This window comes from Streptomyces sp. PT12 (assembly GCF_003311645.1).
GTDB lineage: Bacteria > Actinomycetota > Actinomycetes > Streptomycetales > Streptomycetaceae > Streptomyces.
In genome coordinates this window covers 1-23,174 of sequence record NZ_QEST01000088.1, presented here as the reverse complement: position 1 = coordinate 23,174, position 23,174 = coordinate 1, and the positions used below count along the sequence as shown (strand labels likewise).

General features: G+C 72.6%; 21 protein-coding genes. 13 read left to right on the top strand and 8 right to left on the bottom strand.

The genetic code is table 11. The features are described from left to right. Nucleotides 1-16: 16 nt before the first annotated feature. A complete protein-coding gene (locus tag DEH69_RS09260; protein ID WP_113686435.1) occupies nt 17-514 on the bottom strand; it encodes a PaaI family thioesterase in 498 nt (165 codons plus the stop codon). 24 nt (nt 515-538) lie between these two features. Continuing rightward, entirely contained in the window at nt 539-2,821 is a 2,283-nt protein-coding gene (locus DEH69_RS09255) for an FdhF/YdeP family oxidoreductase (RefSeq protein WP_113686434.1), read from the bottom strand. On the opposite strand from DEH69_RS09255, the gene polA reads away from it, so the two are divergent. The 6 genes from polA (at nt 2,820) to DEH69_RS09225 (ending at nt 11,316) form a co-directional block, all read left to right on the top strand. Continuing rightward, a complete protein-coding gene (gene polA / locus DEH69_RS09250; RefSeq protein WP_113686433.1) occupies nt 2,820-5,582 on the top strand; it encodes a DNA polymerase I in 2,763 nt (920 codons plus the stop codon). The genes DEH69_RS09255 and polA overlap by 2 nt on opposite strands. A 349-nt stretch (nt 5,583-5,931) precedes the next feature. Continuing rightward, nucleotides 5,932-7,275, top strand: coding sequence for a lytic transglycosylase domain-containing protein (locus DEH69_RS09245; protein ID WP_309302771.1), 1,344 nt, complete (start codon nt 5,932-5,934; stop codon nt 7,273-7,275). Nucleotides 7,276-7,686: 411 nt separating this feature from the next. Beyond that, nucleotides 7,687-9,192 carry a 30S ribosomal protein S1 gene (gene rpsA / locus DEH69_RS09240; protein ID WP_113686432.1) on the top strand — a complete coding sequence of 502 codons (1,506 nt, stop codon included), beginning with the start codon at nt 7,687-7,689 and terminating at the stop codon, nt 9,190-9,192. Nucleotides 9,193-9,370: 178 nt separating this feature from the next. Beyond that, nucleotides 9,371-10,321 carry a proteasome assembly chaperone family protein gene (locus DEH69_RS09235; RefSeq protein WP_113686621.1) on the top strand — a complete coding sequence of 317 codons (951 nt, stop codon included), beginning with the start codon at nt 9,371-9,373 and terminating at the stop codon, nt 10,319-10,321. A gap of 10 nt (nt 10,322-10,331) precedes the next feature. Continuing rightward, nucleotides 10,332-10,928 carry a dephospho-CoA kinase gene (gene coaE / locus DEH69_RS09230; RefSeq protein WP_113686431.1) on the top strand — a complete coding sequence of 199 codons (597 nt, stop codon included), beginning with the start codon at nt 10,332-10,334 and terminating at the stop codon, nt 10,926-10,928. 28 nt (nt 10,929-10,956) lie between these two features. Then, nucleotides 10,957-11,316 (top strand): hypothetical protein, encoded by a 360-nt coding sequence (locus DEH69_RS09225; RefSeq protein WP_113686430.1) that lies wholly within the window; start codon nt 10,957-10,959, stop codon nt 11,314-11,316. A gap of 3 nt (nt 11,317-11,319) precedes the next feature. On the opposite strand, the gene DEH69_RS09220 is transcribed toward DEH69_RS09225, so the two are convergent. Both DEH69_RS09220 and DEH69_RS09215 read right to left on the bottom strand, forming a co-directional pair. Next, entirely contained in the window at nt 11,320-12,570 is a 1,251-nt protein-coding gene (locus tag DEH69_RS09220; protein WP_113686429.1) for an aromatic acid exporter family protein, read from the bottom strand. Between the two features lie 247 nt (nt 12,571-12,817). Continuing rightward, nucleotides 12,818-13,075, bottom strand: a complete 258-nt coding sequence (locus DEH69_RS09215; protein WP_113686428.1) for a hypothetical protein — start codon at nt 13,073-13,075, stop codon at nt 12,818-12,820. Between the two features lie 98 nt (nt 13,076-13,173). On the opposite strand from DEH69_RS09215, the gene DEH69_RS09210 reads away from it, so the two are divergent. From DEH69_RS09210 to DEH69_RS09200, 3 genes are all read left to right on the top strand, one after another. Further along, a complete protein-coding gene (locus DEH69_RS09210; RefSeq protein ID WP_113686427.1) occupies nt 13,174-13,905 on the top strand; it encodes a hypothetical protein in 732 nt (243 codons plus the stop codon). Nucleotides 13,906-14,321: 416 nt separating this feature from the next. Further along, nucleotides 14,322-14,978 carry a uridine kinase gene (locus tag DEH69_RS09205; RefSeq protein WP_113686426.1) on the top strand — a complete coding sequence of 219 codons (657 nt, stop codon included), beginning with the start codon at nt 14,322-14,324 and terminating at the stop codon, nt 14,976-14,978. Nucleotides 14,979-15,090: 112 nt separating this feature from the next. After that, nucleotides 15,091-15,531 (top strand): DUF6224 family protein, encoded by a 441-nt coding sequence (locus DEH69_RS09200; RefSeq protein WP_113686425.1) that lies wholly within the window; start codon nt 15,091-15,093, stop codon nt 15,529-15,531. Nucleotides 15,532-15,583: 52 nt separating this feature from the next. On the opposite strand, the gene DEH69_RS09195 is transcribed toward DEH69_RS09200, so the two are convergent. Further along, on the bottom strand, nt 15,584-16,576 hold the full coding sequence (locus DEH69_RS09195; protein ID WP_181727352.1) for a zinc-binding alcohol dehydrogenase family protein: 993 nt from the start codon (nt 16,574-16,576) through the stop codon (nt 15,584-15,586). Between the two features lie 51 nt (nt 16,577-16,627). Beyond that, nucleotides 16,628-18,058 (bottom strand): WGR domain-containing protein, encoded by a 1,431-nt coding sequence (locus tag DEH69_RS09190; RefSeq protein ID WP_113686423.1) that lies wholly within the window; start codon nt 18,056-18,058, stop codon nt 16,628-16,630. Nucleotides 18,059-18,190: 132 nt separating this feature from the next. On the opposite strand from DEH69_RS09190, the gene DEH69_RS09185 reads away from it, so the two are divergent. From DEH69_RS09185 to DEH69_RS09170, 4 genes are all read left to right on the top strand, one after another. Beyond that, nucleotides 18,191-18,640: a type II toxin-antitoxin system PemK/MazF family toxin gene (locus tag DEH69_RS09185; protein WP_113686422.1), complete on the top strand. Its 450-nt coding sequence runs from the start codon at nt 18,191-18,193 to the stop codon at nt 18,638-18,640. Nucleotides 18,641-18,647: 7 nt separating this feature from the next. After that, the gene (locus tag DEH69_RS09180; protein WP_113686421.1) at nt 18,648-20,099 is read left to right on the top strand and encodes an exonuclease domain-containing protein; all 1,452 of its coding nucleotides are present in this window, start codon (nt 18,648-18,650) and stop codon (nt 20,097-20,099) included. Nucleotides 20,100-20,247: 148 nt separating this feature from the next. Continuing rightward, the gene (locus DEH69_RS09175; protein ID WP_181727351.1) at nt 20,248-20,970 is read left to right on the top strand and encodes a PIG-L deacetylase family protein; all 723 of its coding nucleotides are present in this window, start codon (nt 20,248-20,250) and stop codon (nt 20,968-20,970) included. 402 nt (nt 20,971-21,372) lie between these two features. Then, nucleotides 21,373-21,975 carry a M23 family metallopeptidase gene (locus DEH69_RS09170; protein ID WP_113686419.1) on the top strand — a complete coding sequence of 201 codons (603 nt, stop codon included), beginning with the start codon at nt 21,373-21,375 and terminating at the stop codon, nt 21,973-21,975. 29 nt (nt 21,976-22,004) lie between these two features. On the opposite strand, the gene DEH69_RS09165 is transcribed toward DEH69_RS09170, so the two are convergent. Continuing rightward, nucleotides 22,005-22,484, bottom strand: a complete 480-nt coding sequence (locus DEH69_RS09165) for a hypothetical protein (protein WP_147255499.1) — start codon at nt 22,482-22,484, stop codon at nt 22,005-22,007. A 76-nt stretch (nt 22,485-22,560) separates the two neighbouring features. Continuing rightward, nucleotides 22,561-23,103 carry a methylated-DNA--[protein]-cysteine S-methyltransferase gene (locus DEH69_RS09160; protein WP_113686417.1) on the bottom strand — a complete coding sequence of 181 codons (543 nt, stop codon included), beginning with the start codon at nt 23,101-23,103 and terminating at the stop codon, nt 22,561-22,563. Between the last annotated feature and the right edge of the window lie 71 nt (nt 23,104-23,174).

The following is a 23,174-nucleotide window of genomic DNA, read 5'->3' as shown; positions in this document are numbered from 1 at the left end:
GTTCGGGCCCTCGGGGTCAGGACGCGGGCGCCGCGGCGCCGGGGTCGGCCGCCCGAGGGCTGACGGCGGGGCGCAGGGCACACGTGAGGCGGGCGGTGCAGACGCGCTTGCCCGCCTCGTCCGTGATGGTGATGTCGTACGTCGCCGACGTGCGCCCCGTGTGCGCGGGCGTGGCCACGCCCGTCACCAGGCCCGAGCGAACGGCGCGGTGGTGCGTGCAGTTGAGGTCCACGCCCATGGCGACCTTGTTCGGCCCCGCGTGCAGCATCGCGCCCACCGAGCCCAGCGTCTCGGCGAGCACCGCCGAAGCGCCGCCGTGCAGCAGCCCGTACGGCTGTGTGTTGCCCTCGACCGGCAGGGTGCCGATCACCTTCTCCGGCGATGCCTCGAGCACGGAGATGCCCATGCGCTCGCCGAGCGACCCCGCGGAGAAGAGCGCGGCCACGTCGAGGCCGAGCCCGGCCCACTGGTCGACGACGTGCGGGGGGAAGTGCGTCGTGATGCGGTCAGCCATGGACAGCGTTGTATCAGGGCCGCCTCACCGCTCGGGCACCGGGGTGAGCCGGACCACGATCGACTTGCTCGCCGGGGTGTTGCTCACATCGGCGGTCGCGTCGAGCGGGACCAGCACGTTCGTCTCGGGGTAGTACGCCGCCGCGCAGCCGCGCGCGGTGGGGTAGTGCACGACGCGGAAGCCGGGCGCGGTGCGCTCCGAGCCGTCGGTCCACTCGCTGGTGATGTCGGCGTACGCGCCGTCGGGCAGGCCGAGGGCGTCGGCGTCCGCGGGGTTGACCAGGACCACGCGGCGGCCGCCCGTGATGCCGCGGTAGCGGTCGTCGAGGCCGTAGATCGTGGTGTTGTACTGGTCGTGCGAGCGGAGCGTCTGGAGCAGCAGGCGCCCTTCGGGCACCTCGGGGCTGGTCACCTGGGCCGCGGTGAACATCGCCTTGCCCGTCGCGGTCGGGAACGTCCGCTCGTCGCGCGGCGCGTGGGGCAGCGCGAAGCCGCCGGGGCGGGAGACGCGTTCCTCGAAGTCGTCGAAGCCGGGGATCACCCGCGCGATGCGGGCGCGCACCGCGCGGTAGTCGCGCTCGAACTCCTCCCACGGCGTGGCGCTCTTCTCGCCGAGCACCCTGCGGGCCAGGCGGCACACGATCGCGGGCTCGGACAGCAGCCGCGGCCCCGCGGGCTTCAGCCGCCCGCGCGAGGCGTGCACGATGCCCATCGAGTCCTCGACCGTCACGAACTGCGGCCCCGCGGCCTGTACATCGCGCTCGGTGCGGCCGAGCGCGGGCAGGATCAGCGCCCTGGCGCCCGTGACGCAGTGCGAGCGGTTGAGCTTGGTGGAGACGTGCACGGTCAGCCGCGCCCTGCGCATCGCGTCCTCGGTGACGGCCGTGTCGGGGCTTGCCGCGACGAAGTTGCCGCCCATCGCGAAGAACACCTTGGCGTCGCCGTCGCGCAGCGCGCGGATGGACTCCACGACGTCGAGCCCCGGCTCGCGCGGCGGATCGATGCCGAACTCCGCGGCGAGCGCGTCGAGGAACGCCTCGCCCGGCTTCTCGGTGATCCCCATCGTCCGGTCGCCCTGGACGTTGCTGTGCCCGCGCACGGGACAGACCCCGGACCCCGGACGGCCGATGTTCCCGCGCAGCAGGAGGAAGTTGACGACCTCCTTGATGGTGTCCACGGCGTGCTTGTGCTGGGTCAGGCCCATCGCCCAGCACACGACGACGCGCCGCGAGGCGAGCACCATGGCGAGGGCGCGCTCGATGTCGGTGCGCGAAAGGCCCGTCGCGCGCCTGGCCTCCTCGGAGTCGGTCGCGCGCGCGACGGCGGAGAACTCGTCGAAGCCGTGCGTGTGGCGGCGGATGAACGGCGCGTCGATGGCGCCGCCGCGGTTGATGATCAGCTTGTTGAGCAGCCGGAAGAGCGCCTGGTCGCCGCCCAGCCTGATCTGGAGGAAGAGGTCGGTCAACGGGGTGCCGCCGCCAGCGAGGCCGCGCGGGGTCTGGGGGTTCCTGAAGCGTTCGAGCCCGGCCTCGGGCAGGGGGTTGACCGTGATGATCTTCGCCCCCGCGGCCTTCGCCTTCTCCAGCGCGGTCAGCATCCGCGGGTGGTTGGTGCCGGGGTTCTGCCCGGCGACGATGATCAGGTCGGCCTGGTAGAGGTCGTCGAGCAGCACGCTGCCCTTGCCGACGCCAAGCGTCTCGGTGAGCGCGGCCCCGGAGGACTCGTGGCAGAGGTTGGAGCAGTCGGGCAGGTTGTTCGTGCCGAACTCGCGGGCGAACAGCTGGTAGAGGAACGCCGCCTCGTTGCTCGTGCGGCCCGACGTGTAGAAGAGGGCCTGGTCGGGGTGAGGCAGCGCGCGCAGCTCGTCGGCGATCAGGTCGAACGCCGCGTCCCAGCCGATCGGCTCGTACCGGTCCCCGCCGTCGGGGAGGTACATCGGGTGGGTCAGGCGCCCCTGCTGCCCCAGCCAGTATCCGGAGCGGCTGGCGAGGTCGTCCAGCGGGTGCTCGGCGAAGAACGCGGGTGTGACGCGGCGCAGCGTCGCCTCCTCGGCGACGGCCTTGGCGCCGTTCTCGCAGAACTCGGCGGTGTGCGGCTTGCCCGGCTCGGGCCACGCGCAGCCGGGACAGTCGAAGCCCCCGTGCTGGTTGACGCGCAGGAGCGTGAGCGCGGTCCGCCTGACGCCCATCTGCCGCTGGGCGTTCTTCATGGCGTGCCCGATGGCGGCAGGTCCGGCGGCCGTGTTCAGCGGCTCCGAGACCGTGGGGGCGTCCTGGACAGGATCGGAGGCGGGCGGCTTGGCAGACATGGGCCGATCGTCGCACGGACGGCGGGCGCTGTCAGTGGTCCGTGGCAGGATCGGGAACGTGGCTGAGAACGCATCGCAGACGACCACCGCGCCCCGCCTCCTCCTGCTGGACGGACATTCGCTGGCGTACCGGGCATTCTTCGCGTTGCCCGCGGAGAACTTCACGACGACGGTCGGCCAGCCGACGAACGCGATCTACGGATTCACGTCGATGCTGGCGAACACCCTTCGCGACGAGGCGCCCACGCACCTCGCGGTGGCGTTCGACGTCTCGCGCGTGACGTGGCGCTCCGAGCGGTACGCGGAGTACAAGGCGACGCGTTCGGCGACCCCCGAGGACTTCAGGGGGCAGGTCGAGCTGATCGGCGAGCTGCTCGACGCGATGCGAGTGCGGCGGTTCGCGGTCGACGGCTTCGAGGCGGACGACGTCATCGCCACGCTGGCCACGCGCGCGGCCGACGAGGGCTTCCACGTCTCCGTCGTCACGGGCGACCGCGACGCGTTCCAGCTGGTGAGCGACCAGGTCACCGTGCTCTACCCGACCAAGGGCGTCTCGGAGCTGACGCGCTTCACCCCGGAGAAGGTCGAGGAGAAGTACGGCCTGACGCCCACGAGGTACCCCGACTTCGCCGCGCTGCGCGGCGACCCATCGGACAACCTCCCTGGCATCCCCGGCGTCGGCGAGAAGACGGCGGCCAAGTGGATCAACCAATTCGGGTCGCTCGCCGAGCTGGTGGACCGCGCCGACGAGGTGAAGGGCAAGGCGGGGGAGAATCTCAGGGCCCATCTCGCCTCCGTCACGCTCAACCGCGAGCTGACCGAGCTGGCCCGCGACGTGGACCTCGGCTGCGACCCGGCGGACCTGATCAGGACGCCGTACGACGTGGACGCCGTGACGGTGCTGCTCGACACCCTCGAATTCCGGAATCCGAGCCTGCGTGAACGGCTCTTCGCCGTGGACCCCGGGGCCGACAAGGAGGAGGCCGTCACCCTGCTCGCCGGGCCCGAGGTGGCCGGAGTCGTCCTGGGCGCGGGGGAGTTGGGCGCCTGGCTCGAGTCGGCGCGCGGGCAGCTCGGCATGGCCGTCGAGGACGACTGGAAGCTGGGCGCGGGCAGCGTGCACGCCGTGGCCCTGGCCACCGCTGAAGGCCCGGCCGCGTGGTTCGACCCGGCGGCGCTCGACGCCGACGACGAGGCGGCGTTCGCCCGCTGGGCCGCCGACCCCGAGCGCCCCAAGGTCCTGCACAACGCCAAGGGCGTGCAGCGGGTGTTCGCCGAGCACGGCTGGTCGGTCGCGGGCGTCACCATGTGCACCGCGCTCGCCGCGTATCTCGTCCAGCCGGGCCGCCGCTCGTTCGCGCTCGACGCCCTGAGCGTGGAGTTCCTCGGCCGCGAGCTCGACGCGCCAGCCGACGCCAGCGGCCAGCTGGCCTTCGGCGCGGACGACGCCGCGCAGGCCGACGCCCTGATGCGGCAGGCCAGGACCGTCGTCGACCTGGGCGAGCTGTTCCGCGAGCGGCTCGCCGACGTGGGCGCCACCGCGCTGCTCGACGACCTCGAGCTGCCGACGTCCGCGCTGCTCGCCCGCATGGAGCGCTCGGGGATCGCGGCCGACCGCGCGTGGCTTGAGCGGCTCGAGCAGCAGTTCGCGACGGCGGTTCAGCAGGCGGTCGCCGAGGCGCACGCCTCCGTGGGCCACGAGTTCAACCTCGGCTCGCCCAAGCAGCTCCAGGAAGTGCTCTTCGGCGAGCTCGGCCTGCCCAAGACCAAGCGCACCAAGACGGGTTACACCACGGACGCCGACGCGCTGACCTGGCTGGCCGCGCAGACCGAGCACGAGCTGCCGGTCATCATGCTGCGCCACCGCGAGCAGGCGAGGCTGCGCACCACCGTCGAGGGGCTGATCAAGACCATCGCCCCCGACGGGCGGATCCACACGACGTTCCAGCAGACCGTGGCCGCCACGGGGCGCCTGTCGTCCACCGACCCGAACCTCCAGAACATCCCGGTCCGCATCGACGAGGGCCGCGCCATCCGCCGCGGCTTCGTCGTGGGCGAGGGCTTCGAGTCGCTGCTGACCGCGGACTACAGCCAGATCGAGCTGCGCGTGATGGCGCACCTGTCCGAGGACGAGGGCCTGATCGAGGCGTTCACCTCGGGCGAGGACCTGCACACCACGGTGGCCTCTCAGGTGTTCTCGGTCGGCAAGGACGCGGTGGACGCCGAGATGCGGCGCAAGATCAAGGCCATGAGCTACGGCCTGGCGTACGGGCTCTCGGCGTTCGGCCTCTCCCAGCAGCTGACCATCCCAGCGGACGAGGCCCGCAAGCTGATGGACACCTACTTCGAGCGGTTCGGCGGGGTGCGGGACTATCTCCAGCGCGTGGTCAAGGAGGCCGCCACCATCGGCTACACCGAGACCCTCCTCGGCCGCCGCCGCTATCTGCCCGACCTGTCGAGCACCAACAGGCAGCGCCGCGAGATGGCCGAGCGCATGGCGCTCAACGCCCCGATCCAGGGCACGGCGGCCGACATCGTGAAGATCGCCATGCTCCGCGTGGACGACGCCCTGACCCGCGAGGGGCTGGCCACCCGGCTGCTCCTCCAGGTGCACGACGAGATCGTGCTCGAGGTCGCCCCCGGGGAGCGGGAGCGCGTGGAGGAGATCGTGCGCCGGGAGATGACCGGCGCGGTCACCCTGCGCGCCCCCCTGGACGTCTCGATCGGCTCGGGCGCCACGTGGGAGTCCGCCGCTCACTAGGCCCTGCCCGGGCGGGCTCCGGGGATCCGGCCCGCGGCCGCCGGACGCGGCGCTTCCCCGGGGCTCCTCCAGGGGCCCGGAGGTCGGCCCCACGGGGCCGGGGGAGCGCGGCGTCCGGCGCCGAAAAGAGGGGCGTTTCTGACGATCGCTCAGGCGCGACGTGGCTCCCGCCCGGAGGGCAGCGGTCTTCGCCCAACCGCCACACTGGTGACACCGGCATGTCCTGGCCCCCGAACGCACCGGTGTCGTACTGTCGTTCCGGTCGATGGAGACGCCGGACCGCAGATGGAGGGGAACGCACGTGGGGTTGCGTAGCGGGAGGATCCGAAAGGGCATTTCCGGTTCGGCGGTGGCCGCCGCCGCGATGGCGGCGCTCACCGCGTCACAGGCGCCCGACCTGCTGGGCGGCGACAGCGCGAGCGCGAGCGAGCCGCCCGAGCGGCGGCCCTCCGCGGCGGAGCCGGACATCGCGGGGCCCGAGCTGCCTCCCGAGCTGCCCTACCACACGGACCTCCCGCCCCTGGACACCGCGGGCCCAGGGCAGGGCGGCGGCGCTGAGGACCCGTCACTCGGTCCCTCGGAGGCGGGTATTCCCGCCACCGTGCTCGACGCCTACCGCAGGGCCGAGGCGGCGCTCGCCGACACCACCCCCGGGTGCAATCTCGACTGGCGCGTGCTGGCCGCGATCGGCAAGGTCGAGTCGGGCCACGCCCGCGGCGGCGCCGTCGACGCCGAAGGCACCACCACGACGCCCATCCTCGGCCCCGTCCTGGACGGCAACGGCTTCGCACAGATCCTCGACACGGACAACGGCCGCTGGGACAGCGACGCGGTCTACGACCGCGCGGTCGGCCCGATGCAGTTCATCCCGTCCACCTGGGCCCGTTGGGGCGCCGACGGGAACGGCGACGGCGACGCCAACCCCAACAACGTCTACGACGCCACCCTCGCCGCGGGGAACTACCTGTGCTACTCCGACCGCGACCTCTCGCGCTCGGACGACCTCGACCGCGCGCTCCTGAGCTACAACCACTCGTGGGACTACGTGCGGACGGTGCGGGCCTGGCTCGACTTCTACCGTGACGAGGCCCACGAGGTGCCCGACGGCGGCGGCTCGCTGCCCGACAGCCCCGGCGCGGGCAACCCCGGCCCCGCGGGGAGCGGCGGCGGCAGCGGGGACGAGGGCCCCGGCGACGACCGGCCGTCCCCTTCCCCCTCCCCGTCTCCTTCCCCTTCCCCGCAGCCGCCGGTCGACGAGGACGGCTCGATCACCCCCATCCCACCGGACGACGACCCGGAGGACCCCGAGGAGCCGGAGGAGCCGCAGAACCCCGAGGAGCCGGAGGAGCCCGAGGAGCCGCAGAACCCCGAGTGCCCCGAGGAGCCGGAGGAGCCCGAGGACCCCGAGAGCCCGGAGGAGCCGGGCGAGGAGACCGGAGAGCCCACCCCGTCGCCTTCGCCCACCGACCCGACCACCGACCCGACCGGCGACCCGACCGGCGACCCCACGGATCCGACCGACCCGGGTGACGACGAGGGCGAGGACGAGGGCGAGGACGGGGACGACTGCTCGGACGAAGAGGAGCCCGAGGAGCCGCAGGATCCCGACGAGCCCGAGGAGCCCTCGGACCCCGAGGCCCCGGAGACCCTGGAGCCCACGCCGAGCGCGACGGCCACCCGCCGCGCCGTCTGAGACGGCGACCGGGAGCCGAGCGGCACCCCCCCGCGGCAGGGCGGCCTTCCGCCCTGCCGCGGGCGCGTTCCGCCGCGTTCCAGGCGGAATGTATGCGAGGGATCACCCAGCGTTCGCCGAACGGACACCCGGCAGAAGTGCCAGATTTGGCCCGATAGGGCCCCTGGTGGGGCGAACCGCGCATTGACCGTGCTGGGATGCCCCCGTATGCTATAAGACGCGCTGCGGGCCTGCGCGCCTCAGACAGAGCAGGCCGCGCTCGCACCTGTTGTATGTCCCCTCGGTTGTCGAGGCGCTTCCGGTCACGGACTGTCGGAGAGCGCTTCTCAGGCCCTCCGGCTTCGGCAGTGCGATACGGGCTCTCGGCGTAGCAGTGCCTACGAACATGTCCGTACCGGAGCCCTTTACCACATGACGAGCAGCACCGAGACCACCGTGACCACCCCGCAGGTTGCGGTCAACGACATCGGTTCCGAGGAAGCCTTCCTCGCCGCGATCGACGAGACGATCAAGTACTTCAACGACGGCGACATCGTCGACGGCGTCATCGTGAAGGTCGACCGGGACGAGGTCCTGCTCGACATCGGTTACAAGACCGAGGGCGTCATCCCCTCGCGTGAGCTGTCGATCAAGCACGACGTCGACCCCAACGAGGTCGTCGCCGTCGGCGACGAGATCGAGGCCCTTGTCCTCCAGAAGGAGGACAAGGAAGGCCGCCTGATCCTCTCCAAGAAGCGCGCCCAGTACGAGCGTGCCTGGGGCACCATCGAGAAGATCAAGGACGAGGACGGCATCGTCACCGGCACGGTGATCGAGGTCGTCAAGGGCGGTCTGATCCTCGACATCGGCCTGCGCGGCTTCCTGCCCGCGTCGCTGGTCGAGATGCGCCGGGTCCGCGACCTCCAGCCGTATGTCGGCAAGGAGCTCGAGGCCAAGATCATCGAGCTCGACAAGAACCGCAACAACGTCGTCCTCTCCCGCCGCGCCTGGCTGGAGCAGACGCAGAGCGAGGTCCGCCAGACGTTCCTCACCACCCTCCAGAAGGGCCAGGTGCGCTCCGGCGTCGTCTCCTCCATCGTCAACTTCGGCGCGTTCGTGGACCTGGGCGGCGTGGACGGCCTGGTGCACGTCTCCGAGCTGTCCTGGAAGCACATCGACCACCCCTCCGAGGTCGTCGAGGTCGGCCAGGAGGTCACGGTCGAGGTCCTCGACGTGGACATGGACCGCGAGCGTGTCTCCCTGTCGCTCAAGGCGACCCAGGAAGACCCGTGGCAGCAGTTCGCCAGGACGCACCAGATCGGCCAGGTCGTCCCCGGCAAGGTCACCAAGCTGGTACCGTTCGGCGCGTTCGTCCGGGTGGACGAGGGCATCGAGGGCCTGGTCCACATCTCCGAGCTGGCCGAGCGCCACGTGGAGATCCCGGAGCAGGTCGTCCAGGTCAACGACGAGATCTTCGTCAAGGTCATCGACATCGACCTGGAGCGCCGCCGGATCAGCCTCTCGCTGAAGCAGGCGAACGAGAACTTCGGCCCGGACCCCATGTCCGTCGAGTTCGACCCGACTTTGTACGGCATGGCCGCGTCCTACGACGACCAGGGCAACTACATCTACCCCGAGGGCTTCGACCCCGAGGCCAACGACTGGCTGCCCGGGTACGAGAAGCAGCGCGAGGAGTGGGAGCACCAGTACGCGGAGGCGCAGCAGCGCTTCGAGCAGCACCAGGCGCAGGTCATCAAGTCCCGCGAGGCCGACGCGCAGGCCGAGGCGGAGGCGTCGGGCGGCGGCGGTGGCGCCGCCCCGTCGGGTGGCTCGGGCGGTGGCTCGTACTCCTCGCCCCAGGCGGACGACTCGGGTGCGCTGGCCTCCGACGAGGCGCTTGCCGCGCTGAGGGAGAAGCTGGCAGGCGGCCAGAGCTGAGCCGAAGGACCGCCGCGGCCACGCGGTGGATGAGGTGACGACCGGGGTCCGCTCCCATCGGGGAGGGCGGGCCCCGGTCGGTTGTTCGCACGGAGCGAGCGCGCTCCAGGGGGAATGCCCATCCGGTACGGTGCGTTGGCCTGTGCATACGCGAAAAAGCGGAAGGGGTGCGGTGACGGTGCGCGATCCGCAGGAGTTGTACGCATGGGATCCCGAGGGGCTGGCCGAGGTCGACGCGATCATGGGGCCTGGCATGGTCGGGGGTCCGGTGCTCATCTACCACTTCGAGGGCTTCATCGACGCCGGTGAGACCGGTGGCCAGCTGGTGGAGCAGCTGCTGGACGGCCGTCCCTCCACGACCGTGGCGCACTTCGACCACGACCGCCTGGTGGACTACCGGGCCAGGCGCCCCGGCATGACCTTCCGCCGCGACCGCTGGACGCAGTACGAGGCGCCCGAGCTGACCGTTCGCCTGGTGCGCGACGCCACGCACCAGCCGTTTCTCGTCCTGTCGGGGCCCGAGCCCGATGTGGAGTGGGAGGCGTTCTCCCAGGCGGTGTGCGAGATCGCGCGGCGGCTGCGCGTGCGGCTCGGCGTCACGTCGCACGGCATCCCGATGGGCGTTCCGCACACCCGCCCCGTGGGGCTGACCCCCCACGGGAACCGAGCCGATCTGGTGCGCGGCCACGGCGGCCTCTTCGATGAGGCGCAGGTGCCGGGGAGCGCGGCGGCGCTGGTGGAGCTGCGGCTGATCGAGGCGGGCTTCGACGTGTTCGGGATCGCCGCCCACGTCCCGCACTACATCGCGCGCTCGCGTTACCCCGATGCCGCGCTCGTGGTCCTCGAGGCCATCACGGGGGCCACCGGGCTCGTCCTCCCCGATGCCGCGCACGCGCTGCGCAGCCGCGCCATGAGGACGCAGAACGAGATCGAACGCGAGCTGGCCGAGGGCGACTCCGAGCTGGTGGCCGTGGTGCGCGGCCTCGAGCAGCAGTACGACGCGATCGCGGGGGCGGCCACCCGCGGCAACCTCGTGGCCGAGCCGACCGAGCTGCCGTCGGCGGACGAGCTGGGCGAGGTGTTCGAGCGGTTCCTGGCCGAGCACGAGGACGGCGACGGCGACCGGTAGCCTGCGGCCCATGGTGACTGTGGGACTGACCGGCGGCATCGGCGCGGGCAAGAGCGAGGCGGTGCGGCTGCTGGCCGAGCGCGGGGCCGTGGTCGTGGACTCCGACCGGATCGCCCGCGAGGTGGTCGAGCCCGGCACCGAGGGCCTTGCCGCGGTGGCGGCGGAGTTCGGCCCTGGGATCCTCACCGCGGAGGGGCGCCTCGACCGCGAGCGGCTCGGCCGGATCGTCTTCGGCGACGCCGAGCGCCGCGCGAAGCTCAACGCCATCGTGCACCCCCTGGTCGCTCGCCGCTCCGCCGAGCTGACCGCGGCGGCCCCGCGCGACGCGGTGGTCGTCCACGACGTTCCGCTGCTCGCCGAGAACGGCCTGGCGGGGCGTTACGACGTGGTGGTCGTGGTGGACGCGTCGGCCGAGACGCGCCTTGACCGCCTCACGCGCCTGCGCGGCATGACGGAGGAGGACGCCCGCGCCCGGATGGCGGCCCAGGCGACGCGCGAGGAGCGCCTCGCGGTCGCGGACCACGTCCTGCACAACGATGGCACGGTGGACGACCTGGCCGCCCAGATCGGCCCGCTGTGGCGGCGATTGTCCGAACAACGCCCCTGAGGAGGGGAGTTGCGGCTACCGTTGAGGCATGGATGTCGCAGCCGCTCTTGCCCTGGTGACCGCGGCGGCCGGGGGCGCCGCCACCGCAGCCGGGGGTGCCGCGTGGGAGTCCCTGATGGGGCTGGCCCGGCGCATGACCGGGCGCGCGGAGCCCGAGCCGGTGGACCCGGCGGACGACGCGGCCGTGCGGGAGCTGAGGGCGCGCCTTCGCGCCCATGCCGCGCGGGACGCGGCGTTCGCCGACGAGCTGCGCCGCTGGGCCGATGAGCACCGGGCGGTGCTGACGGTGTCGCAGAGCCGCACGGAGAACGTGATCTCGGGTCAGGCCCAGGTGACCAACGCCGTGCAGGCGGACACGATCAACGGCAACATCACGTTCGGCCGCTGACCACTAGCGTCGGCGGGGTGTCGCGCTCCTGATGGCGCGTCTGCTCCTGCGGACCACCCGCAGCGGGTGGGCGGCCATCCGGCGCAGGCGCGGGAAGCGCTGGCGCTGCTGGCTGGCGGCGCGGTCCAGCTCTTCGGCCAGGTGCATCGACCGCTTGTCGATGTCCAACTCATCGAGCATTCGATCCACTTCGGCCAGCAGGGAGCCATGGAGCTGCCACTGCTGCGGGTGTTCCTGGACGCGTTCGAGGAGCAGCCGCGCGACGTGTTCGCGGCTGACGCGGGCGGCGTCGAGCTCGACGGCGAGGAACGCCTCGGCCTCGTCCGCGGCCGTGCTGACCTGGCTGGTGATCAGGGTCGCGAAGCTGTCGACGGCTCCCGCGAGGTTGGCCAGCAGCTCCTGGAGGGCGGGGGCCACCTCGGGCGGGAACAGCGGCTCGTCGGCGCGGCGGGCCGCGAGGTCGCGCATCGTCTGGGTGAGGGTGCGCAGGATGACCGCGCACACCTCGAGGGTGTCGAGCCCCGTGCGCAGCACGATGCGGGTGACCAGGGGCTCCTTGACCCGGGGGTTGAAGCGCAGACTCTCCTCCGCCTGGCTGATGGAGGCGTCCACCTGGGCGATGTCCTGGTCCAGGCGCCGGGCCTCGTTGAGCTTGGCGGAGACCCGCTGGACGGGGCTGCGGCCCTGCTCGGCCTCCTCGCTGAGCCTGCGCAGCAGCTCGCGCATGCGCCGCGCCTGCTCCTCGATGTCCTCGCCCGCGGAGCCGACCCAGAGGGGCGGCACAAAGATGATGTTGAACAGCAGCCCGACGACGGCGCCGATGACCGTTTCCACGACGCGGTCGAGCGCGGTGGCGGTCACCTGGGCGACGCCCAGGACAAGCATCGCGCTGATCGCTACCTCGGGGACGAACTCGCTCACCCGCACCAGGTGGCCGACCGAGAGGGACGTCAGGATCAGCAGGGCCAGGCTCCACCAGCTGAGGCCGACCAGGGAGCTGAACGCGGTGGCGATGAGGACGCCAGCGATCACGGAGTTCACCCGGCGGACGCCCGTGGTGATCGTGGCGAAGAGGGTGACCTGGACGACCAGGAGCGCGGTCAGGGGCGCCAGCAGGGGCGCCTCGACGTCGGTCACCCAGAGGGCGACGATATAGGAGATGGTCGCGGCGGCCGTCGAGCGGAGCGTCTGGATCACCACGGGCTCGTTGCTCCGTTTGACCAGATCGGCAAGCTGCTCGGGTACCTCCCGCATGCGCGGCCCCTTTCACTCCGGTCGCACGCCACGACCGCGACTCGTGAAAAAGATGTCACTCCGCGCCGCGTTCGCCGGTGCACCGCGCCCGTCTCGCGCGTCCATGGCCACTCCCGTGCCCGGGGCGGGCCCCGTGAGGGCGCGGCTGAGGCCGCTGGCTCGACGAGCCGGGGAACGGCGGCCTACGGGGGCGTCTCCGCGGGCGGGGTCGTCTCCGTGAGTGGGGGCGTCTCCGCGGGCGGAGCGCTCATGGCTCGGCCCGCTCCAGCGGCCTCCTGATCGTGTCCATGCCGATGGCCATGAGCGTGAGCATCTCGCTCTGCACTTCGGGCGTGAACAGCTCCTGCTCCTGCGCGGTGAGCGGGAGTCCGGGCGCGAGGGCCGACCCCCCGCCCCGGCAGGCGGTGAACGCCCGCATTAACACGATGAACTGATCCGGCGCCAACCTGCTTCGCAGCGCCTCCACATAGAGCTCCAGCTGTGCCCGACCCGTGTCTGTGTCCATGCGCTCTATCGTGAGGCGCGCGGGGCGCTGTGGGAAGGTCGCCTCGGGCGGGCCGAATGGGGTCGCCGTACGGGTGTGCGGGGGACTACGGTGCTCCTGTGGCGAAGCTCAATCAGATCATCGCGGTGGAGAAGGGCGTCAAGTCCAAGGTGCAGCAGGACCTGGCGGGGGTGCATCACGGGCTGACCAAGCCCGCGTTGCTCGCCGGGATCTCACGGACGTACCAGCCGAAGGACGAGGAGGGCGAGCAGCTGCCGCCCGAGTCCACGCGCGTGCAGGTCAAGGCGGAGGACGTGCTCCGCGAGACCGCGAAGACGCTCACCCGGCTGTTCGACGTGACCGCCACGAAGGACTGGGCGAACCGCACGGCGAGCGCCGATGTGACGGTGGAGGGGCGGCCGTTGCTGCGCGATGTGCCGGTGTCGTATCTGCTCTTCCTGGAGAAGCAGCTGGGCGAGCTCGGTGCGTTCCTGCGGAAGCTGCCGGTGCTGGACGCCGCGGAGTCCTGGACGCTCGACGGCTCGACGGACTGGTGGAAGACGGACGCCGTGCGCACGGTCAGGACCAAGAAGGTCCCGCGCAACCATGTGAAGGCGGAGGCGACCGAGAAGCACCCGGCGCAGGTCGAGGTGTACTACGAGGACATCCCCGTCGGGTACTGGACGACCGTCAAGTTCTCCGGCGCGCTCCCCGCCCGCCGGGTGAACGAGCTGCTGGAACGGATCGAGAAGCTTCAGCAGGCGGTGAAGTTCGCCCGGGAGGAGGCCAACGGCATGGAGGTCACCGACCAGCGGGCGGGCGACGCCATATTCGGCTATCTGTTCGGCTGACGCGCCCGTCGGTGAACGGATAGGCTTTCCATCTCCCCGGTGGCCGCGTGTGGCGCGTGCATGCCGGGGTGCGCCTGAGGAGCGCAAGCTGACGCTGAAGCTTGTCATGAGGAAATCAATCTCAGACTCTCGCTCCAGACTCAGCATCCCGTCCATCGCCCGGGCGACCGGACGCGGGCAGAAGCGTCGAGATTGCCGGTTCGAATCCGGCCCGCCGCGCCACATGCGGCGGTGGCTCAAAGGCAGAGCACGCGCTGGGCCCTGACCCGCCTCATGAACAGCCGGGGTGTGCACACGGACGGACCCACAGGGGCCCGGGGTTTGGCTAGACCCCGGGTCCCACGTCATGCCGTGGCCCGCTCGGCTACTCGCAGCCGACGTGTCGATGCGGTGGGTGAGGGCGGGAGGATGGGGGGATGCGGATGGAGGCGATCAGCTGGGAGCGGCTCACCGGGGAGCTGGTGGACCGGGTGGACCGGGTGGACCGGGTGGCGGGGGAGGCCGGGGCGTGGGCGCGCGTGGTGATCGACGGGGCGCCCGTCGCCGGGGGCGCCGAGCTCGCCGACGGCATGGCGCGGGAGCTGCGGCTGCGCGGCCGCGAGGCGCTGGTGGTGGCGGCCTCCGGCTTTCTGCGGGCGGCGTCGCTGCGGTACGAGTACGGCAAGCGCGACGCCGACGCCTATCTCGACCTGTGGCTCGACGAACGGGCGCTGTGGCGCGAGGTGTTCACGCCGCTGGATCCCGGAGGCAGCGGCCGGGTGCTGCCCGACCTGTGGGACCCCGAGCGGGACCGGGCCACCCGCAGCCCCTATGTCGAGCTGCCGCGGGGCGGCGTTCTCCTGCTGCACGGCACGTTCCTGCTGGGGCGCTGGTTCCCCGCCGACCTGTCGGTGCATCTGAGCCTGTCGCCCGGGGCGCTCGGGCGGCGGACCCCCGAGGACGAACGCTGGACGCTGCCCGCCTTCGAACGGTACGAGCGCGAGACCGGGCCAGCCGAGCGCGCGGACGTCGTCGTGCGCGCCGACGACCCGCGGCGGCCCGCCTGGGCGCCGGGCCCCGACGCCCACTCCTGACCGAATCCTCATGCGACGGGGGGCGTTGGGTGACGAACGGCTGCCGCGCGCCGACGAACCTGCGACACTGGGTGTCCGCACGATCGGCGGACAGTGACAGGGGCGGTGGCTGGTGGACGAGTCCGGAAAGCCGTACACCACGGACGAGGTGCTGCACGCGGTGGCGTTGATCCAGGCGCACCTCGCGGAGGACGAGGAGGCGGTGCAGGCCCTCCAGGACGAGACGGAGGAGAGCGCCCGCCAGTGCGCGCGGTCGATGTTCGCGCTGGCCCATGTCATCGTCTTCGGGCAGATCATCCCCGAGATGTGGGTGATCAAGCAGAATCTCGACTTCGGCCACACCAGCAGGGTGCCCGAGCTGAACCTCGCGATCCACGTGCTCAAGCGCATGGAGGAGCGCATCGGCCTCGCCCATGTGCACCCGGTGGTGGGCGCCCTGTCCGCGGGCGATGTGATGGATTTGATCATCCAGTGCACCGGCACGCGGATGGAGGACGTGCCGGGCTTTCTCGACACGGTGCGCGAACGGGCGCTGCGCACCGCCCAGTTCTGAAGGTGGCGCAGGGGCCTGGGGAGCCCAGCGGGCAGAAGGGGCCGGGGCGCTCTCAGCCGCCGGGCATCGTCAGCACCGCCGCGCCCGTGACGCGGTCGGCCGCGAGGTCGTCGAGGGCGGCGTCCGCGCGGTCGAACGGATAGGGCATCACCGTCGTCCGCACCCCGTACCGCGCCGCCGCGGCCAGGAACTCCCGCCCGTCCTCCCGGGTGTTGGCCGTCACGCTGCGCACCGCGCGCTCCCTGAAGAGGTGCCGCTCGTAGTCGAGCGCCGGGATCTCCGAGAGGTAGATGCCCGCGATGCTCAGCGTGCCGCCCGCGTCCAGCGCCTCAAGGGCCACCGGCACCAGGTCGCCCACCGGCGCGAACAGGATCGCCGCGTCCAGCGGCTCGGGCGGGCGCTCCGCCGCGTCCCCCGCCGAGGCCACGCCGAGGTCGAGGGCGAGGCGCCGCGCCTCACGGGAGCGCGTCAGCACATGAACGCGCGCACCCCGGCCGATCGCCACCTGCGCCGTGAGGTGCGCCGAGCCGCCGAACCCGTAGATGCCGAGCCGCCCGCCCTCGGGCAGGTCGGCCCGCCGCAGCGCCCGGTACCCGATGATCCCGGCGCACAGCAGCGGCGCCAGCTCCTCGTCGGTGAATCCGCCGGGCAGCTCGTAGGCGTAGTCCGCGGGCACGGTGACGTACTCGGCGTAGCCGCCGTCCGCGTCCCAGCCGGTGTAGCGCGAGTACGGGCAGAGGTTTTCCTGGCCGCGCGCGCAGAACCGGCAGCGGCCGCACGTGTGCCGCAGCCAGGGAACGCCGACCCGGTCGCCCACCGCGTGCGCCGAGGCCGCCCGGCCCGCCGCGACCACCTCGCCGACCACCTCGTGACCCGGCACCACGGGGCTGCGGTGCGGCGGCAGGTCGCCGTCCCGCACATGGAGGTCGGTGCGGCACACGCCACACGTCCTGACGCGCACCAGCAGCTCGTCGTCCGCGGGGCGCGGCACCGGCAGCGTCACCGCCTCGAGCCGCCCGGGGGAGGGCACGACCCAGGCCCGCATCGTCTCCTTCGCCATGGGGGTCACCGTAGCGTCGCGCGGCCCGGCGGGGTGTCAGGCCAGGCGCCGTATCTCGCCCCGCACCCGGTAGAACCCGCCCGACGACGCGTGCAGCTCGTCCACCACATAGCGCGCCCCAGGCTGGCGGATGTGCCGCGGGAACTGGACGTTCCACTCGGGGCGGTACCCGGAGGTGACCACGCGCATCCGCAGCCGCGCGCCCTCCCGCACGCACTCCACGACCACCCCGCCGCTCGGCGCCGCCTCGACGATCTCCACCGCCGCGCCGGGGGCGTAGGTCGGCAGCGCCGCCGCCGACTTGATGTCCACGGCCTCGGGCACCGTCCCGGCCTTGGCCGCCTCGATCGCCGCGTCGCTCGCGTCCACGCAGGCCAGCGAGCCATCGGTGGTCACCACGAAGAGCTGCTCGTCCAGATACTGCATCGACAGGGCCGAGCCCGCGCCCGTGCCCAGCTTCCACAGCCGGGTGCCGTCCTGGGCGAAGCAGTAGATCGAGGAGGCGTAGTCGCCCGCGAACACATACCGGCCGTCGGGCGCCGCCGCGCACGAGTACACCACCGAGTCGCAGGCGTAGGTCGCCTCGATCCGCCCGGTCGCCTTCGAAAGGCGCTGCACCACCTTCCTGTTGGTGCCCGCGTACACCGCGTCGGCCTCCTGCCAGCCGAACAGCACCGACCCCGTGGTCGGCGTGTGCCACAGCTCGCCGCTGCTGTCGGGGTAGTACGCCGTCACGCCCCTGCTGTGCCCGTGGTACACCGCCGCGTCGTCCCGCCGCACCATCCAGGCGTGGTCGCCACGGCCGCCGCGCGACCACTTCAGCTCGTCCTCGTGGTCGATGACGGTGAGCCCGCCCTGCCGGTCGGAGACGTGCAGCACGCCCTCGTGGATGTCCAGCCAGAAGATGTCCACGTCGTCCGCGATGTCGTACGCGGCGAACGGCAGCTTGGACGACAGGTCGTACACCGTGCCGTCGTCGCACCCTGCGTAGATCCAGAAGTCGTCCGCCACCAGGCACTTGACCCCGTCGGGCAGCGAGTACCTGGCCAGCACCTCGCCGTCGTGGGCCAGGGTGTAGACGTCGCCGCTCTGATTGCCCACCCAGCAGCGGTCGCGGTCGATGTGGATGCCGAACGCCGCGGTGCCCGTGCGGAACCGCCACAGCACCGGCGCCACCGCCCGCGCCGTCGAGGGCGCCGAGACCACCTGGCGGCGCGTCACCGAGCGGGCCGCGCGCTGGCCGCGCACCGCGGGCGCGTACCCCTTCCGGACCTTCTCGTCTATCTTCCGGTCCGCCGCCGCCCGCGCCTTGGCCACCGTCGCGAACGACGTCGTCTTCGACTGCCCTGCGGCGCCGATGCGTCCGTAACGGACCGTCACCGCCGTCCCGCGCACCGAGACCTCGTAGAACTTGTGCGCGCCGCCGCCCTCTTCGGAGAGCTCCAGATACGTTGTGGCCTCGGGCACGGCAAACTCCTTCCTCCCTGACCCTGATGGCCCGGGATCACCTGCTCCGAACGTTAGGCCCCGGCACTGACAGCGACCGTCCTGGGGCCCGCTCCCGGTCCGTCTGTCAGTGGCCGGGGATAGCGTGTGGGCATGGATCGCATCAGGACAGAACAGATACCCGGGCGTACGGGCCCCGCGGCCACCGTCGAGGTCGAGCCGCGCGAAGTCGGTTCCGTGCGCACGCAGTACGCCCCCGAGCCCGACGGCGATCCCGACCCCGGCGAGATCGTGTGGACCTGGGTCCCCTACGAGGAGAACGACGGCCGGGGCAAGGACCGGCCCGTGCTGGTGGTCGCGCGCGAGGACGGCCGTGACACGCTGCTCGCCGTTCAGCTCACCAGCCGCGACCGGGCCGGAGACGACGAGTGGATGCCGCTCGGCTCGGGCCCCTGGGACCGCTCGGGGCGCGACTCCTGGGTGCACCTCGACCGCGTGCTGCGCGTGCACCCCCTGGGCATGCGGCGCGAGGCGTGCGCCCTTGACCGCGCCCGGTTCAACCGGGTGGTGCACGCACTCCAGCTGCGGCACGGCTGGCGCTGAGGCCCCGATGACGGCCGACATCCTCCCCCAGCCGCCCGCGCCGCTCGGGGACCGATTCGTGGTGCTCGACTGCGAGACGACCGGGTTCAGCCCGGAGCGCGGCGACCGCATGGTCTCCCTCGCCCTGGTGACCGTCGAGCGGGGGCGGATCACCGACCGCTGGACGAGCCTGGTCGACCCCGGCCGCGACACGGGACCCGTCGAGATACACGGCATCACCAACGCGCAGGCCGCCGCCGCGCCGCGCTTCGCCGACCTCGTCCCCGAGATCGTCGCGCGGCTCGACGGCGCGGTCCTCGTGGCGCACAACGCCGGATTCGACCTGGCGTTCCTCGCGATGGAGCTGGAACGCGCGGGCACCGGCGGCCTCCCCGACACCGCCCTCGACACCCTGGCCCTGGCCAGGCGCTTCCTGCCCGAGCTGGAGAACCACCGACTGACCACGTGCGTCGCCGCGTTGGGCATACCGCACCGCGCCCACCGCGCGGACTCCGACGCCGAGGTCACCGCCGCGCTCCTCACCGAGCTGCTGCGCCGCGCCGCCGAGGCCGGTCACGCGGACCTGGCCGGGCTGAGCGCGCCGTCCGCCGTGCTGCTCCGGGAGGGGCGGCGCAGGCGGATGCGCTGCGACGCCGAGACCGGCGGCATCGGCGATGAGCACCGCGCCGCCCATCTGACCATCGCCCGCTGGGAGGGCGGCGTCGACGGCTGGCGGCGGGCGCTCGCGGCGCTCGAGGCCGACGGCTGCCCCGAGGCGGGGCGGCTGTGGGGCTGGCTCGGCGGCATGCTGTGCGAGGAGACCTCGGTGTTCGGCCCCGCGCGGCCCGAGCTCGCCCATGACGCGCTGCGCACCGGGCTGCGGCTCCAGCTCGCGGCGCCCGACGAGGCGTACAGGGAGGACATCGGGCAGATCGTGGCCCAGCTGGCCGCCCTGGACCGGGGCGCCCGCGCCCCCGCGCACCTGCTGGCCCTGTTCCCCGCGCCCGCCGCCGCCATCGCCGCCCTGCCCGGCTGCGGGAGCTGCTGGTCGTGCGAGGCGATCGGGCTGTGCGACACCGGGAGCGCGGGGGCCGCGCTCGTCTCGCACTACGGCCCGGCCACCGCCCACCCCGACGAGCTGGCAGCCCGGCTTCCGTTGCTGGCCACGGCCGGGGACCTGGCCGCCCTGGGCCGCGGCGCCCGCTACGCCGGGCAGGCGTGGGAGCGGCTCGGCCGGACCGGCGACGCCGCGCGGCTGTGGCAGTGGGCGCTGGACCACGGGGTGCGCGACCCCGCTCTGTTCAACCGGCTGTCCCGGCACCACGAGCGCGGGCTCGGCGACCACGCGACCGCCCTCGCGCTGTGTGAACAAGCCCTGGCGGTGCGCCGCGAGCACTCCACGGCCGCGTCCCCGAGCTGGGAGGCGCTGGCCAGGCGCGCCGAACGCTGCCGCCGCAGGCTGACGGAAGCGGCCGCGTGACGGAAGCGGCCGCGTGACGGAAGCGGCCGCGTGACGGAAGCCGCCGCGTGAGGGGAAGCGGCGGCGTGACGGGTCCGCGGCGTGGCCGACCCTAGGATGCAGTGGCACCCCGACGAAGGAGGCGGCCGTGAGCGGAGTCCTGAAGCCCATGCCCGAGGACTGGGAGCGGGCCCTGGCCATCGTGGCCCACCCCGACGACCTGGAGTACGGCGCCGCCGCGGCCGTCGCGGAGTGGACCGACGCGGGGCGTGACATCGCGTATCTCCTGGTGACGCGGGGCGAGGCGGGCATCGACACCCTGCCGCCCGAGGAGAGCGCCCGGGTCAGGGAGGCCGAGCAGATCGCCAGCGCCGCGGTCGTCGGCGTGGACTCCGTCACCTTCCTCGGCCACCACGACGGGGTGATCGAGGAGGGTCCCGCGCTGCGCCGCGACCTGACCGCCGCCATCAGGTCACACCGGCCGGAGCTGCTGATCACCATCAACCACCGCGACACCTGGGGCCCGGACAGCCGCGACTGGAACACCCCCGACCACCGCGTCGTGGGCCGGGCCGTGCTCGACGCCGCGGGCGACGCGGGGAACCGCTGGATCTTCCCCGAGCAGCTGGGCGCGGACGGCGCCGGGCGCTGGGACGGGGTGCGCTGGGTGGCCGTGGCGGCATCGCCCCTGCCCACCCACGCCAGGGCCGTGGGGGAGCGCTCGGTGCGGCGGGCCGTCGCCTCCCTCGCCGAGCACCGGGCCTACATCTCGGCCCTGAGCGATCTGGAGCCGCTCGCCTACGCCCAGGAGCTGACCACCGCGTCGGTCGAGGCGGCGGCGTCCGCGTTTGGCGGCCGCCCATGCGTGGCCTTCGAGCTCTTCCCGCGCTGAGCACGCCCGTCACCGCCCCCAATCGACGCCGGGAAAGTGACGCTCACCACAGGAATTTCCGAGCCTACGACGTTGTTTAGTAGTGGCGAATGACAAAGGTCAGGGACTTTGGTCCCGAGCCGGTCGGGTATTTCGGGGGGAATGGCTCACGGCCTCGGTGAATCGCCGTTCTCCCCCCGTGCCGCCGCAGGTCGCGCGGCCCGCGGGCGGAGGAGTCCGCGCCGGGTAATCACGGGGGAAACGCCGTGCCCCGCGCCCGTCGCGGCGCCCTATTCCGCCGTTTCCCACTACGGCGTCGCATCGTATGAGCGGTGCTTGTCGTCCCCCCGAGCCGCCGTCTATCCATGGGGTTGCCCGGCCCAATTGGCTGGAATGTCCCCAAGCGCAGAGGTAGACCACCCCATGTCGAACAGCACCATGATCGACCGTGCCAAGAAGACCCTGAAGACCCGTACCGCCGCCATCGTCGCGGCCGGTGCGTGCGCCTCGGTGGCCGTGACGGGCGCGGCGGTGGCGGGCGGCCAGGGCGGCCACGATGCCAACGCCGACCGTGCGACCGCGACCGTCGCCGCCAAGAAGGACAAGGACTGGGTCAACCCCATATCCGACGACTACGAGCTGACCGGCACCTTCGGGAACACCGGTGAGCGCTGGACCTCGACCCACAGCGGCCAGGACTTCGCCGTGCCGACCGGCACCGATGTCCACGCCATCCACGACGGCACCGTCGTCAAGGCGGGCGGCAACGGAGCCGGCGACGGCCCCGCGTACGGCAACGCCGTGGTGATCAAGCACGCCGACGGCACGTACTCGCAGTACGCCCACCTGTCGAAGATCGAGGTCGCGGTCGGCGAGCGGGTCGACACCGGTGAGGACATCGCCGACTCCGGCAACACCGGTAACAGCAGTGGCCCGCACCTCCACTTCGAGATCAGGACCACGCCTGACTACGGCTCGGCCATCGACCCGGTGAAGTTCCTGAAGGACAACGACGTCAACGTGTGACGCGACCAGTGATCGGGACCGGGCCGGGCTCAGCCCGCCAGCGCGGCGGCCCGCTGCCTGCGGCACTCGCGGGACAGCACCGGATAGGCCGCCGCTATGGCCGCGAAGACCCGCTCGGTGAGCAGCCGGGAGCCCTCGGCCCGGCTGCGCCCCGGCGGCAGCGCCTCGACCAGCAGACTGTGGGGCGCGAGCACATCACGTAAATACTCGACCTGCCAGCGGGCCAGCTCCGCGGGGACGGCCGACTCGGCGCTCACCGCGCTCGGCCGATGCCCCCACGAGAGCGCGGCCCGCTTCGCGTCGCGCAGATTCCGGTGGCGCACCGCGAGCGCGCACAGCTCGGCGGCCGAGAGCGCGGGCAGCTCGAGCGCGACGCCGCGGATGGCGTCAAGGCCCCGCTCGCGCCGCCGCAGCCGCGCCCTGCGCAGCGACTCGGCCCGCCTTCTGCGCAGCACCCGGGCCGCCGCGAGCCCGGGCCGCCGCTCCTCGCGCCGGACCACCCGAACCATCCACGCCCTCCCACGCTCCCGGTGCACAGCCATTCACCAGCAGTGATGCCCTCAAGGGCGCGGGGCCATGCGTCGCTCAGAACAGCGCGGGGGGCAGCACCCCCTCAAGCTCCAGCAGCCGCCGCTTGGTCTCCAGGCCGCCCCCGAAGCCGCCTATGCCCCCGTCGGCCGCCACCACCCGGTGGCACGGCACGACGACCGGCAGGGGATTGGCGCCCATCGCGGCCCCGACGGCGCGCGCCGCGTCCCGGTCTCCGACCCGGTCGGCCAGCTCCCCGTACCCCACGACGCCGCCGAACGGCACCGAGGCCGCCAGCTCCCGCAGCACGCGCTCGGTGAAGCCCGAGACCAGCGACCAGTCGAGCGGCGTGGTGAACCGGCGCAGCTCTCCGCCGAAATACGCGTCGAGCTCGGCCGACGCGCCTATCAGCACGGAGTGGCGCTCCCCGGGATCCAGGCGCGCCCCCAGCGCGGCCCTCAGCCGCGCCAGGGAGCGCCGCACCTCCCGCTCGTCCGCGTGGAAGCGGACGCTGACCAGGCCCTTCGCCGTCGCCGCGAGCAGCAGCGGGCCGATCGGCGTCGGCCTGACGACCCATGCGCACTGTGTGTCACCGCTCATGCCCGCAGCCTAAAGCCCAAGGCCGTGAAGTTAAGGGCTGATGGGTGGTGGTAGCACGTTGATGGCGATGG

What these genes read in the sequence shown, in the direction of transcription:
- DEH69_RS09170 (WP_113686419.1), top strand. Translation starts at nt 21,373, where the DNA reads ATGTCGAACAGCACCATGATCGACCGTGCCAAGAAGACCCTGAAGACC.
- DEH69_RS09175 (WP_181727351.1), top strand. Translation starts at nt 20,248, where the DNA reads ATGCCCGAGGACTGGGAGCGGGCCCTGGCCATCGTGGCCCACCCCGAC.
- DEH69_RS09215 (WP_113686428.1), bottom strand. Translation starts at nt 13,075, where the DNA reads ATGGACACAGACACGGGTCGGGCACAGCTGGAGCTCTATGTGGAGGCG.
- DEH69_RS09205 (WP_113686426.1), top strand. Translation starts at nt 14,322, where the DNA reads ATGCGGATGGAGGCGATCAGCTGGGAGCGGCTCACCGGGGAGCTGGTG.
- DEH69_RS09220 (WP_113686429.1), bottom strand. Translation starts at nt 12,570, where the DNA reads ATGCGGGAGGTACCCGAGCAGCTTGCCGATCTGGTCAAACGGAGCAAC.
- DEH69_RS09255 (WP_113686434.1), bottom strand. Translation starts at nt 2,821, where the DNA reads ATGTCTGCCAAGCCGCCCGCCTCCGATCCTGTCCAGGACGCCCCCACG.
- DEH69_RS09185 (WP_113686422.1), top strand. Translation starts at nt 18,191, where the DNA reads ATGGATCGCATCAGGACAGAACAGATACCCGGGCGTACGGGCCCCGCG.
- DEH69_RS09260 (WP_113686435.1), bottom strand. Translation starts at nt 514, where the DNA reads ATGGCTGACCGCATCACGACGCACTTCCCCCCGCACGTCGTCGACCAG.
- polA (WP_113686433.1), top strand. Translation starts at nt 2,820, where the DNA reads ATGGGCCGATCGTCGCACGGACGGCGGGCGCTGTCAGTGGTCCGTGGC.
- coaE (WP_113686431.1), top strand. Translation starts at nt 10,332, where the DNA reads ATGGTGACTGTGGGACTGACCGGCGGCATCGGCGCGGGCAAGAGCGAG.
- DEH69_RS09165 (WP_147255499.1), bottom strand. Translation starts at nt 22,484, where the DNA reads ATGGTTCGGGTGGTCCGGCGCGAGGAGCGGCGGCCCGGGCTCGCGGCG.
- DEH69_RS09160 (WP_113686417.1), bottom strand. Translation starts at nt 23,103, where the DNA reads ATGAGCGGTGACACACAGTGCGCATGGGTCGTCAGGCCGACGCCGATC.
- rpsA (WP_113686432.1), top strand. Translation starts at nt 7,687, where the DNA reads ATGACGAGCAGCACCGAGACCACCGTGACCACCCCGCAGGTTGCGGTC.
- DEH69_RS09180 (WP_113686421.1), top strand. Translation starts at nt 18,648, where the DNA reads ATGACGGCCGACATCCTCCCCCAGCCGCCCGCGCCGCTCGGGGACCGA.
- DEH69_RS09225 (WP_113686430.1), top strand. Translation starts at nt 10,957, where the DNA reads ATGGATGTCGCAGCCGCTCTTGCCCTGGTGACCGCGGCGGCCGGGGGC.
- DEH69_RS09195 (WP_181727352.1), bottom strand. Translation starts at nt 16,576, where the DNA reads ATGCGGGCCTGGGTCGTGCCCTCCCCCGGGCGGCTCGAGGCGGTGACG.